This is a genomic window from Carboxydocella sporoproducens DSM 16521, from assembly GCF_900167165.1.
Classification (GTDB): domain Bacteria; phylum Bacillota.
On record NZ_FUXM01000018.1, the window covers coordinates 1 to 11,965 of the forward strand.

Annotated in this window: 18 protein-coding genes; 9 read left to right on the forward strand and 9 right to left on the reverse strand. The window is 39.4% G+C overall.

Annotated features, from left to right (window positions below; translation table 11 throughout):
- Nucleotides 1–42: 42 nt before the first annotated feature.
- The 7 genes from B5D20_RS07735 to B5D20_RS07765 all read right to left on the reverse strand — a co-directional run bounded on the left by B5D20_RS07735 (nt 43) and on the right by B5D20_RS07765 (nt 5,985).
- The gene (locus tag B5D20_RS07735) at nt 43–1,470 is read right to left on the reverse strand and encodes a recombinase family protein (protein WP_078665661.1); all 1,428 of its coding nucleotides are present in this window, start codon (nt 1,468–1,470) and stop codon (nt 43–45) included.
- A gap of 142 nt (nt 1,471–1,612) precedes the next feature.
- Nucleotides 1,613–2,713 (reverse strand): HigA family addiction module antitoxin, encoded by a 1,101-nt coding sequence (locus B5D20_RS07740; protein WP_078665662.1) that lies wholly within the window; start codon nt 2,711–2,713, stop codon nt 1,613–1,615.
- Complete coding sequence (locus tag B5D20_RS07745; protein WP_078665663.1) at nt 2,706–3,044, reverse strand: type II toxin-antitoxin system RelE/ParE family toxin; 339 nt, start codon at nt 3,042–3,044, stop codon at nt 2,706–2,708. Before B5D20_RS07745 ends, B5D20_RS07740 begins: the two co-directional genes overlap by 8 nt.
- An 84-nt stretch (nt 3,045–3,128) precedes the next feature.
- Nucleotides 3,129–3,644 carry a hypothetical protein gene (locus B5D20_RS07750; protein WP_078665664.1) on the reverse strand — a complete coding sequence of 172 codons (516 nt, stop codon included), beginning with the start codon at nt 3,642–3,644 and terminating at the stop codon, nt 3,129–3,131.
- Between the two features lie 246 nt (nt 3,645–3,890).
- On the reverse strand, nt 3,891–5,033 hold the full coding sequence (locus B5D20_RS07755; protein WP_078665665.1) for a type I restriction endonuclease: 1,143 nt from the start codon (nt 5,031–5,033) through the stop codon (nt 3,891–3,893).
- 84 nt (nt 5,034–5,117) lie between these two features.
- A complete protein-coding gene (locus B5D20_RS07760; protein ID WP_078665666.1) occupies nt 5,118–5,429 on the reverse strand; it encodes an ImmA/IrrE family metallo-endopeptidase in 312 nt (103 codons plus the stop codon).
- A gap of 82 nt (nt 5,430–5,511) precedes the next feature.
- Entirely contained in the window at nt 5,512–5,985 is a 474-nt protein-coding gene (locus tag B5D20_RS07765; protein WP_078665667.1) for a helix-turn-helix domain-containing protein, read from the reverse strand.
- A 150-nt stretch (nt 5,986–6,135) separates the two neighbouring features.
- Between B5D20_RS07765 and B5D20_RS07770 the strand changes: the two genes are divergently transcribed.
- The gene (locus B5D20_RS07770; RefSeq protein ID WP_078665668.1) at nt 6,136–6,363 is read left to right on the forward strand and encodes a helix-turn-helix transcriptional regulator; all 228 of its coding nucleotides are present in this window, start codon (nt 6,136–6,138) and stop codon (nt 6,361–6,363) included.
- Between the two features lie 118 nt (nt 6,364–6,481).
- Here the strand turns inward: B5D20_RS07770 and B5D20_RS07775 are convergent, their stop codons facing one another.
- Complete coding sequence (locus B5D20_RS07775) at nt 6,482–6,796, reverse strand: hypothetical protein (RefSeq protein WP_078665669.1); 315 nt, start codon at nt 6,794–6,796, stop codon at nt 6,482–6,484.
- Nucleotides 6,797–6,798: 2 nt separating this feature from the next.
- Nucleotides 6,799–7,104, reverse strand: coding sequence for a helix-turn-helix domain-containing protein (locus B5D20_RS07780; RefSeq protein WP_078665670.1), 306 nt, complete (start codon nt 7,102–7,104; stop codon nt 6,799–6,801).
- Between the two features lie 128 nt (nt 7,105–7,232).
- Between B5D20_RS07780 and B5D20_RS07785 the strand changes: the two genes are divergently transcribed.
- From B5D20_RS07785 to B5D20_RS07815, 8 genes are all read left to right on the forward strand, one after another.
- On the forward strand, nt 7,233–7,442 hold the full coding sequence (locus B5D20_RS07785; RefSeq protein ID WP_078665671.1) for a helix-turn-helix domain-containing protein: 210 nt from the start codon (nt 7,233–7,235) through the stop codon (nt 7,440–7,442).
- 13 nt (nt 7,443–7,455) lie between these two features.
- Nucleotides 7,456–7,704, forward strand: a complete 249-nt coding sequence (locus tag B5D20_RS07790) for a hypothetical protein (RefSeq protein ID WP_078665672.1) — start codon at nt 7,456–7,458, stop codon at nt 7,702–7,704.
- A 15-nt stretch (nt 7,705–7,719) separates the two neighbouring features.
- Nucleotides 7,720–8,058: a hypothetical protein gene (locus B5D20_RS07795; protein ID WP_078665673.1), complete on the forward strand. Its 339-nt coding sequence runs from the start codon at nt 7,720–7,722 to the stop codon at nt 8,056–8,058.
- A 224-nt stretch (nt 8,059–8,282) separates the two neighbouring features.
- Nucleotides 8,283–8,831, forward strand: a complete 549-nt coding sequence (locus B5D20_RS07800) for a helix-turn-helix domain-containing protein (RefSeq protein WP_078665674.1) — start codon at nt 8,283–8,285, stop codon at nt 8,829–8,831.
- 104 nt (nt 8,832–8,935) lie between these two features.
- On the forward strand, nt 8,936–9,106 hold the full coding sequence (locus B5D20_RS13875) for a DUF6011 domain-containing protein (protein WP_159071969.1): 171 nt from the start codon (nt 8,936–8,938) through the stop codon (nt 9,104–9,106).
- Between the two features lie 117 nt (nt 9,107–9,223).
- The gene (locus tag B5D20_RS07805; RefSeq protein ID WP_078665675.1) at nt 9,224–10,162 is read left to right on the forward strand and encodes a YqaJ viral recombinase family nuclease; all 939 of its coding nucleotides are present in this window, start codon (nt 9,224–9,226) and stop codon (nt 10,160–10,162) included.
- Between the two features lie 15 nt (nt 10,163–10,177).
- Nucleotides 10,178–11,005, forward strand: a complete 828-nt coding sequence (gene recT, locus B5D20_RS07810) for a recombination protein RecT (RefSeq protein WP_078665676.1) — start codon at nt 10,178–10,180, stop codon at nt 11,003–11,005.
- Nucleotides 11,005–11,958: a 3'-5' exoribonuclease YhaM family protein gene (locus tag B5D20_RS07815; protein ID WP_078665677.1), complete on the forward strand. Its 954-nt coding sequence runs from the start codon at nt 11,005–11,007 to the stop codon at nt 11,956–11,958. The genes recT and B5D20_RS07815 overlap by 1 nt, the downstream gene beginning before the upstream one ends.
- Nucleotides 11,959–11,965 lie beyond the last annotated feature (7 nt).

An 11,965-nucleotide genomic window follows, 5' to 3' on the forward strand; every position in this document is an offset into this window, starting at 1 on the left:
ACATGTGGAGTGTTGTTGTTGCCTAAAAAGGAAGAAGTGGAGCTAGATGAAGCTCCACTCTATTTTTATTTTATCATCATAAATGAGAATACGGTCAATTAGACTACGAAGAATGTTCCTGCGTTCTTCCATACCGGCATATTCCCATGCCAACTTGATATTATCCAGAATTGCATTTACGCCATCAAGAGTAAACTGATCGACTACTTTGGGATTAAGCTTTGAGTCTGGTAATTGCTTTTCTAGGGCTTTCTTTTTGTTGTAGAGATCTTCAATCCTTTTACTTATTTCTTCTACTGGCATACTTTCAATTTGATATAGATCCATAAGGCGACCAATTTGTTTATTAATGCTGGTAATTTGTTTTTGGATCATTTCGGTATTTTCGGTAGCGGGGCTGTTTTGTTCTTGTTTCCGTTTCAGAAGCTTTTCCAGGTGTTTTCTATCAAAAGCAAGTTTAAGGACTTCGTCTTGTACCATCTTGTCTAATTCAGGAATGTGCCAGCTTTTATTTTTGCAGTTTGGGTCTTTAATCATGTGTCTATGGTTTTTGGCACGGGAATAGCAGGCATAATATTTATATTTACCGGAAATATATCTAACAAAATACCGAGCTCCACAATTCCCGCAAAAAATCAAGCCGGCAAGCAGAGAATTACTTTCGTACACTCTTTTATAAGAGCGCCTTTTTCTTTCACGCATAGCCTGTACTCTTTCAAAAACTTCCTGGGAGATAATCGGCTCATGAAGGCCGTCGCAGACAAGGCCGCAATAGGTTATTTTCCCAATGTAGATCGGATTATCTAAAACATTTCTCACGGAGGAAGTATAACTCCAATCGCCATACTTATGTTTGTAGCCTTTATCGTGCATAATCTTGGCTATTTTATCTGCCCCGTTACCAGCCAAATAAAGGTCATATACCTTGCGGACTTGCATAGCTTCATATTCATTGATTAATAACTTTCCATCTATATAATCATACCCAATGGGAGCATAGCCGCCTCCATGAAAAAGCCCTTCTTTTGCCCTTTCAATTCTGCCCATCAGGGAACGCTCTTTGATGGTTTCCCTTTCAAGCTGCGCAAAAACGGAGAGGATACCAATCATGGCTCTCCCGAAAGGGGTAGAAGTATCAAAGCTTTCATTCATGGAAACAAAATCCACATTATTCTTCAGAAAGACATCCTCTATCAGGTAAAGGGTATCCTTTTGAGCACGGCTTAAACGATCTAGTTTGTAGACCAAAACAACTTCCAATTTTCCATTATTAACATCCTCAATTAACTTCTGAATGCCAGGACGGTCAAGGTTAGAACCGGAATAACCGCCATCAACATAGATATCTACAATGTTCCAGTCTTTAGCCTTGCAATAGCTAATAAGGCGGTCTTTTTGGGCCTGGATAGAATAACCTTCTTCGGCTTGTTCCTGCGTACTAACGCGAATATAAATACCGACTTTTTTCACTTTTTGACCACCACCATTATTTTTCCTTTTCTACTTTGTTTCAACTACTATTTGCCATTTATATTCATTTGCCATGAGATTATATTTTAAACAAATGTTCGATAAAATACCGAAAGAAAAAAGCGCCTAGGTCGCTTTGAATTTATTTTTCATCTGTCCAGCAATATTTTACTTTTAAATCATTTAAGTAAGAATAAGGTATAAGTCTATCATGCTGAAGTCTACCGACCACGATTCCTGGGGCAATCCTCAACTTATTTGCAAAGCTTATAACGGCATTTCGACTTATATTTCTAGAATCGAATTTTTTTATGAACTCAATATAATCTCTTTGGGGGATTAGAAAATTTGCTGCAAACCTATCTGCCTCTTTTTCTTTATTTGTTTCTGAAGTTTCATTTGTTTCCAAAAAAAGCGATTTTTTGTCGTGAAGGAGTATATGGCCTGCTTCATGATAAAAAGAAAACCATAAATGGTCATTGTATTTATATCTTAAACTTAGTTGTATCAATGCTTTCTCAGATGAAAGCCATTTAGTTGCTCCACTAACAGGAACTCCCTTGAATTCCTTAACAAAAACCACTGCAACACCAGCTTTGGCACAAAGCATTTGCATTTGGGGAACAAATACTTCTGGCGATGTTGTAGTTAAGTTTTTAATATCAAAAAGAACTTCTTTGAATTTATCTTTATTGTAAGGCAAACAATCGATATTATTCGCCTCTATTTCACCACGACGTAACCATGAGGCAATAGCATAAGGATTGGTTTTAGCAATATTAGATTTACGAAACAAGACTTGGTATTTCCTCCATATGCTATCCCAGGCATCAACAGAAGATACACCAAAAAATTTCAAAAGTTCATCCAATTGTTCAACCTTATCTTTGCACTCCCGAATCCATTTATTTTTTATCATTTCTTTTATGGGGAAGTTTTTTAGCCATTCGATATTTTGTTCTAGAGACTTTTTTTCTTTTATTCGGGCTAAAGTCTCTTGATAGTTTGCTTCTAATCGTAAAAGATAATTAGCGGAAATACCTAAAACTTTTTCAAATTGAAGTGCGGTTTCTGGAGTTATAGCGGTTTTGCCTTTAATTATTTCATTAATTGTTTTTTTGGGCCTTCCGGTTCTTTCGGCAAGTTGAGCTTGGGTGATGTTTAGGTGTTCTAGTAACTCGAGTATCGTGGCTCCAGGTGGTACTGCATAATCTGGCGTGAACTCATAATATTTATTAGTCATGATAATCAACCACCTCAATAATAATAACCGTTTTTATTTTAGCTTTATCCAGGGTTCCGTCAGGATTGAGTGCTTCGGTGATTTCAGGTGAGGTAAAAATCAACCGGTAATTTGCGGTAAGATCCACAGAAAAATGATTTGCCCTATCTCCTGATAGTAAATGCAAACGTTGTGGGGGAAGGTGACTAATTTCAGACAAATCTTTTGCAGCTTTTAGCTCAGAGAGTCTCTGCATTAATTTTTGTCCAATCTTTTCCCCAAAGGACTTAATTATTTTGCGCTCAGAACAGCTTATTTTTTGCAGCTTCTTTTGTTTAAAGTATATATACATTCGATTCACCTGTCAAATAATTATTTACCAAAAAGGTTAATAAATTTTACTAGATAGGGGCAGCATAAAACCATTTAAAAACAACTAATATTTTGAACTTTCAAACAACAAACTATTATTTTGACCATATACTGAAACCCTATTTATATTGACTTTGTCATTTGTTAAAACTACATTTCCAATTAGCTTTGCTAATCTTTCTCCTTCTGCGTCTGGGTATATATCGGTATCGACACCTACAACCACTTTGCCATCATCGGTAATAGCCAAGCTTATTTCTTTGATTAATCTATACCACCATACTTGATATTTAGTGTTTCCAGCACCACCGAAATTCTCATAAAGATACTTATTCAGTTTATTTAATAACTTCTTGGCTTCGGCATTATTTTGTTTTTGTAATTGCTCGTGTTGTATTTGTTGAGCTGGCTGAACTGATGGATCGTAATTCATTGATAATGCAATAACAACTAGTGTTACACCAATAAAGTTTAAAATTGCCCAAAAATAAAAGCGAATACGAGATTTTCTTTGTGAGACTGCTTTTATTAAAGAAATGCAAAAAATCAGAACACCTAAACCTCCTAAAAAAAGGTACATTTGTGATCAGCTCCATTTACTAAAATATTTTTTTGTATACAAAACACAATATAAATATCTATTCCGCTACAAATTATGGTGCCGCCATTCTAGGCTTCGTTTATTACATTGCGTTTCTTCTTTTGCTTTCCCAGTATTCTTCAGCTGGAGGGTCAAAAGTCCAATTGACAAAACCACTATGTAATTCTTCGATTGCTTTTTTAATTTCTTCAACTGGTTTGTGTTCGTATTTATCTTTTATGATTTTTATTCTTCTGATATAATCTCAAAACTTTTAATTACAAAATCTTTAAGCTGTTTAATATCTTCTGCAGAATTAATAATTACTCTCGATTCTCCCATGCCCTTTGGAGCAGGTTCGACAGTAAAACCTTTGGCTAGTTCGCTGGCTATGTTTACAGGCAAGCGGGACGTAATATATTTGATAGATGAACTCAGATTAATACGCAGGAACCATCCATAAATATTTTTGTAATAGATGCCTAAATAGTTTATAGTGTCTTTAAAATTAATTTGACTTATATCTTTTCCAGCAATCGATAAGTATTCCTTCACTTTTTCAAAAACGAATAGTTCTTCTTCTGTAGTGACTATCGATTTCTTTTCATTTATTTCTTGACCAGGTTGGGTTTCGGTATTTTCGGGGTTTTCGGAATCGGATGGGGGCACAGTGTTGTCATATTCATCGCTTTTGAGGATACCTTGACTTATAATTTCTACAAGGGTAGATTGAATGGCTTTTTTAACGATTGGTTTAAAACGTTCTATTACATTACTAGTTATTCTGGTTTCGCTAAAATCCTTAATCAGGAAACGAACAAATTCATCTGATGGATTTTTAAATAATTCTTTTAAGTTGCTGTTAAGGTTGGCCATATATACAAGTTCCTCGGCGAACCGAACCAGGCCTTCTTGATCAAAAGCATCCTTACGAAATTTGCTTATCGTTTCAACATCCACGTCCCGAATATGTTCAATATCAAATTCATAAAAGGGAGTACTGTCCATTACATTATTCTGATTCAAATCTGTAAAAAATTTATATTTAATTCCATTGGTTAAAATTGCTATTTTTACTTCTGGAGTAGAATTAAAATAACGACTAAGTTGAGCATCATGATTTTCAAGTCGTTCACTGATGGATTTCGCTTCTATAAAAATGATTGGTTGACCGTTTTTAAATATTGCATAATCAACTTTTTCACCTTTCTTTTTCCCAAAATCGGCTGTATATTCGGGTTTAACTTCTAACGGATTAAAAACATCAAAACCTAAAACCTGAATAAAAGGGATAATTAATGAATGCTTGGTTGTTTCTTCATTTGCAACATGTTGCTTACGTTCAGAAATCTGCATACTAAGTTTAAAAAGCTCATCTTTAAAGGACATGAAAACATCTCCTTTCTTTATGAGAAAATAACAATCTTAATCTAAAAACTTCTCTAAATCGCTGTTCGAAAACTTTGTCTTTAACTATCCCGACCCAACAAAATAAACCAGACCAACCTCTCTCGCAAATCTTTCTGCGCTTTTCTCTATTGAATATCGCTGCATATCGACCCCGATTACATAGGGGATGACCGGCATATCTTTAAGGATATGGTTAATCTCATGGAAGATGATATGCCTTCGTCCTTCTGGGGATAGGTCTTCGCTAACAAAAATATGATAAACCCCTTTCCGGGATTTATAGACAAAGCCAGCAACACCCGGTCCTAACTGAACAGTATGGCAAACTGCTTTGCCATTGGTAAATAAATCGCTAATCTCTCTTAAATCAACCATGATGCTGTCACCTTTTGTTGAAAAGTGTCGAATACTGTAAATAGCACGAAACCCGCCACTTGTTTAACAAGTAGCGGGTTAATTATTCATCAGCTTCCTCATCCTCAACCATCTTGATATAACGGATGATTCGTTTGATTGTAACCGGAGGTAAATCTCTGACCTGTTTGAAGAGCAATTGCAGATCATCGCGCTTGGTTAACTCTTGCCAGAACTCCAGCAGCTCCGGGTCGTCCGCAACGGCATCGGCAATCATCTTTTCAGCGCGAGCAGTTGCCTCCTCAATCGCTTCCATTTCATCGGTGCGGCCAAGATGGTTGGGGTCGGTTTTTATATCTGCAGCTTCTAGCAACTCATTTATTGGCACTCCAAGCCCTTTGGATATTTTTTTTAAGGTGTCGATTGTGGGTGACACTGGCTTATTTGTTCGCGGATCTTTGCCTTTCTCCAAACTGTCGAGGTATGAATGGCTTATATCACACATCCGAGCGCATTCGCGCAGAGAAAGCCCTCGCTCTTTTCTTTTGTTTCTTATGTATTCTCCTAATTTATCCATAAAATCACTCCATGTACATTTTAACATGAATGTAAGACATACCATACGTAAATTGTAATTTTTTTTGTAAAACATACTTGACAGCCTAAATTAATGTATGTTATGCTTTACATGTAAGGAATGCAGAACGAATGAGAGGGGGTGTAGTTGATGAGGAATTTAATTGCCTTAAAGCGAAAGGCGCTTGGCATGACGCAAGAGGAATTGGCGAGCATATTAAAAATAAGCAGACCATATTTGTCCGATCTGGAAAACGGGAAATATAATGTTAGCGGGAAACTTATGCTAAAGATAGCAAATGCCCTTGGCTGTAAAGTAGAGGAAATTTTTTTTGACGATACTGTCAATCATGCAGAACAAAAGCCCAAGGCGGGATAGCGACGAGTGACAATCCTCTTAAACGAGTCAAGGGTTTTTGTAAATTGGGCTCAGACGGCTTGCCGCTGTGGCAATCCTCTTTGGCATCGAGTCTAGGCAATAATCATTCTCCTTTCATTTAACCTTTTGCATTAAGCCGTACAAACTTTCTCTCATGCTGGGCAATTTTGCTGACGATATAGGACAAGTCAGTTTGAATAGCATCCAGGCGTTCATCAAGATGTTCTTGCAGGCGGGCAATTTGGTCACCGCGCATAGAGTAACCATCGAATAGGGCGGTAATCTTTTCCCCATATTCATTTTCAATGCGAGCAATAGAATGTTGCATTGCAGCCAGTTGTTGAGAGTGCTGCTGTTGGGTGTTCTTGATATCCGTAAGTTCCTGGGTAATTTGTGCAACGTAATCAAGCAGCATGTCTATCTTCTTTTCCATAATCATTCTCCTTTCAGACTTTTGAGGAAAGCAGTCAATAGCTGTCTTTGCTCAGGAGTTAAGGATTCGGCCTCCTGGAGTAACTGCCGCAGATCCGGAGGCATGTCCGGAGTTTCTTCGGAAAAGAATTCGGCCCAAGAAACATTAAGTGCCTTTAGTATTTTATCAAGTGTCTGAACAGTCGGTTGTTTCTTGCCAAGCTCTATATCACTTAACCCAGCTTGGGATATCCCAGATATTTTGGCGAGCTTATATTGGCTTATATTACGCATAGTTCTTAAATGGACGATTCTTTCTGATATATCCAATAATATAGCCCCCTTTAAAGTTATCGCTATAGCTATGATAACATATAAATTTTTTTATGGAAACAATCGCAAAAGTTATTGACAATGCAAAGCAATAGCGATATATTGTAGATAGAGGAGGTGATATCGTGTTTAATGCAAGACTAAAGGCTATCAGAAAAGCTCTTGGATTAAGTCAGACACGATTAGCAGAACTGTCTGGTGTGTCGCAGGCATATATCAGTGAACTTGAAGCTGGATGTAAACAACCGACACTGACCATATTAGACAAACTTGCCAAGGCCTTAGGTGTATCGGTTGCGGAGCTACTTGATGAACAAAAGCCCAAGGCGGGATAGGAGGTGAGGGAGAGTGATTGTCCCCTACAATGAGATCACTGCTCCAGCATACGATACCATAGCCAAAATAGTACTAAGAATGGTACGCGAAGCGGACAATGCGGTTAACGAGTTTTTGAAAACATATTACCCTAATTCGATTACAGAGAAAGTATCCGAAGGTATAGTTGTTACTGCCAACGATAAAAAGATTCTTGTATATTACGAGTTTTCAACCCGAGAGGTTAAACAGCAAATATTAAACTTGACCAAAGCCGTTTAGTTAGGAGGGATAAACATGAAAGACGTAAAAGTGTTGCTGATTGAGCAGATTATGGCTAATCAGAGAGAGCTGTTAGCTAACATAGTGGCACAGCGAAAAGAAGAGAGCTGGCCAGTGCGGATTGAGAGGATGGGCAACAGCTTCATTGTCAGCGGGCGGGGTACAAGGTTAGACGTGTACCTTGCGGAGACTCATAAAGGCTACCTGGTGTCGGTGCCGAATTTCAGCCGCTGCGGGATTGTAAGAGCTGACTGTACTGCAGGGGACATCATGGAGTATCTGGAGCTGGACAACCCGGTTGACGCAACTACACTGGCCACCGCAGTCAGGTACCTGATAAAGTACATCATTTAAGTAAGCGCCGGAAGCGAGGCCGGCAGAGGCGGGAGTTTGCAAAATACGAGTTTAATACAAGCAATTTGATGCTAGAACGAAAGGCTAAAAGGAAATAAATTTGCCAGCTTTACAATCGAATCTGCATCTGATGTATCTGGCTGTGTCCAAATATAGCTTATAAAATTAGCTCTACAAAAGCAATAAAGCAACTCCTAACTTTTTTCGGAAAGGAGGTGCACAAAATGCATATAGGTACCGCAATAGAACGGGTTAGAAAGGAGAGAAAAGTTACCAGGACAGAGTTAGGACGGAAGGTAGGCTTAAGTCCTCGTACTATTGAGTCTTACGAGACAGGAAAGCAGGTACCTCCTCCAGATGTGGTCATGATAATCAGTAAGTATTTAAGAATACCCTGGCTAACGCAGGAATATTGTAAACGTCATTGTGCTATTGGACAGAAATACAGCTATGTCATGTTAACTGGAGTAAATCTAGATCCGGCATCGATAATGCTAAAGCTCATTAGTGAAATGAAAGAAGCAGAGGCTGTGCTTCACAGAATGCTGGAGATACTTGTAAACAAAAACGGCCGGGAAGATTTTTTGCCAGCAGAATGGGATGAATTCATAGAGTGCCTTCATGAATTTTTAGATGTAGAACACAATATTGAAACACTCAAAATTTCGCTTGGCGAATGGTGCGATGTTAGCGAACTTATACAGCAGCATAACAATAAATGTTGGCAAAAAGGCTACTTAAGAAAAAATGAGGCGGCACTGGCCGCGTACTGAGGAATATCGCAAAGAGTACAATCGGGTCCAGGTCAGAACCATTTTCTATCAGCAAAAACCATACTATGTAATTGAGTTTGGTGGACCAAAGGAGGAGGACAGCAATGAAATGCGGTGCTTGCGGGCGTACGCTTAAGGACGAAAAATCAATCAAGCTGGGCTATGGCAAAACCTGCTACAAAAAGCTGTTTAAAGGGGAAGTGAAGAAACAAGAGGGCCAGGAAGATAATCTTCTGGTGGATTTTGTTGCCGAACTGGTAGGTTGGAGGGGGTGATATGGCTTGCATACTCTCCAAAAAAGAAAAGCCAGCTGATGAACAGCCGGCAAACCTAAATACCCAACTTAATTATATCACAGAATTAGAAGATTATGCAATGAAGGGGGTACTAGAATGATTGCCCACTGTTTGGCTAAAACAAAGGAAATTGATCGCGATCAGTGGCTGGAATATAGAAAACGAGGTATCGGCGGCAGTGATGCTGCTGCCATTGCTGGTCTAAACAAGTGGAAGTCTCCAGTAACCGTTTGGCTTGAGAAAACTGGCCAGATTGAGCCTGAAGAATCAAGTGAGGCAGCCTACTGGGGAAGTATTCTCGAAGATATCATTGCTAAGGAATTTAGCCTGCGGACAGGGCTGAAGGTTCAGCGTAAAAATGCTATCTTGCAGCACCCAGAATATCCATTCATGATTGGTAATATTGACCGCTTAATTATCGATAAAAAACATGGCAACGGGATTCTTGAATGCAAGACTACTGGGGAATACAACAAAGGTGACTGGGAAGGCGACAAGATACCTGATCACTATCTTATACAGGTACAGCACTATTTGGCGGTAACTGGACTGCAATATGCTTATATAGCTGTTTTAATAGGCGGCAATAAATTTCAATACAAACTGGTTCCGCGGGATGAAGAGATTATCCAGTATCTGATTAAGATTGAATCGGACTTTTGGAAATTGGTAGAAAGCAGAACTCCTCCGGAAATGGATGGCTCTCAGGCTTCTGCTGACTTATTGGATATACTTTATCCGAACTCATTGCCTGACAGCCGGATCGAATTACCACCGGATGCAGAAAAACTGATCACAGAGTATGAAGAAGCTGCAGCGGAAGAAAAAGCGGCTGCTGAACGGAAAGAGGCAGCGGCCAATAAACTTAAGGCAATGCTTGGAGATTATGAGGTAGGATTTATCGGTAAGAGAAAAGTGACATGGAAAACCGTCACCAGTGCACGTCTGGATACCAAGAGATTAAAAGCTGAAATGCCAGATATTTATAGCCAGTATTGCACGGAGAGTGTTATGAGAAGATTCAGTATCAAGTAAAGGGGGATAAAGGGCATGAGTAATCTGAAAGAGAGATTGGCGGAAAAAGCTGCCGTAGCACCCAAAGGGCAAAATCCTGCTACTACAATAGCTGAATATCTTAAAAAAATGGGCCCGGAAATAGCCAGGGCATTACCTAAGCATATGAACCCGGATAGACTGGCAAGGGTAGCATTAACCACAATCAGGTTAACACCCAAGCTATTGCAATGTGAACTGCCCAGCTTGATGGGAGCCATAATGCAAGCTGCCCAGTTAGGATTGGAGCCCGGGCTATTAGGACATTGTTATATCATACCATACGGGAAAGAAGCCCAGTTTGTAATAGGCTATAGAGGCATGATTGATCTAGCCCGTCGATCCGGCAATATTCAATCTATCTATGCGCATGAAGTTTATACTAACGATTATTTTGAACTCCAATATGGCCTTGAAGAGAAACTGGTGCATATACCTTGGCATATGCGAACTGACGGTCAATTTGACGGTCCTGGAGATATCCGCGGATTTTACATGGTTGCAAAATTTAAAGATGGTGGTTGCCACTTCCACTATATGACCAAACAGCAGGTTGATAATCACCGGGCGCGGTCCAAAGCTGCAGATAATGGTCCATGGGTAACTGATTACATTGAGATGGGCAAGAAGACGGTAGTAAGAAGTGCCTGGAAATGGTTGCCCATCAGTGTAGAAATTATGACGCAAGTTGAATCTGCTGATGAAAGTATTAAGCGTGACCAGGATCTTACCAGTGGCATCAATGATATCTCTAATGTGATAATTGACGCTCCAGCAGAATCACCAGAGCTGCAGCCGACCGGAACCGGAGAGGTGGGACAATAATGTTAAAAGAATATGCCGTAGGACAAACTTTTATTGAATTCTTGGCGGTCAAGAGAGCAAATATTGGAACAACTACTAAAGGAAGTACTTACCTTAATTGCATACTTTCTGACGGGGAAACAGAAATGGCGGCAAAGCAATGGGACTTTGTCGGCGCTCCGCCTAAAGAAAACTCTGTCATCAAGGTAGAAGCCACAGTAGAACAATATCAGGGCAATCCACAGTTGATTATTTTGAGATGGCGTCCGAGTGAGCCAAAGGATGGAGTGGACCCAAAAAAATTTATTCCTGTTAGCCCGCTTTCGAGAGAATCGGCTGAATTTCAAATTAAAAATTATGTAAATATGATTAACCATACTGGAATAAAACAGATGGTGCATGCTTGCTTACAAGGATATTGGGACGACTTTTTTACTGCACCAGGTGCAGTAAACCATCACCATAATTATCTTGGAGGTTTAGCAGAACACACTATCGGTGTAGTGAAACAGGCATTGAAAATTGCTCCTGAAGATGCAAACAAAGATTTGTTAATTGCCGGAGCTCTTTTGCATGACTTAGGAAAGATTCGGGAGTATGACTGGAAAAGTGGTTGCACAATAGCAATGACATCTGAAGGACGTTTAGTAGGACATATTGGTTTGGAATTAATGATGCTGGCTGAGTTGATTCTGGAACTGGATAATGAAACAGCAAACCAGCTGCTTCATTTAATTGTCAGCCACCACGGCAAGCTTGAATGGGGTAGTCCGGTTGAGCCTAAAACTAAAGAAGCGGTGATTCTCCATAATGCAGATCTATTGGATGTGCAGTTATGGAAGATCGCCAGAGCAGAATCCGAGGCAGGAGACTCAGAGTGGACGCAAAAAGTGAGCGGTTTGAATCGGGAGTTCTATATTCCGCGGAAGATTGAAATAGAAACTACAAGTGTTTTGTCTACGGCTGGTAGATAACTAAAAC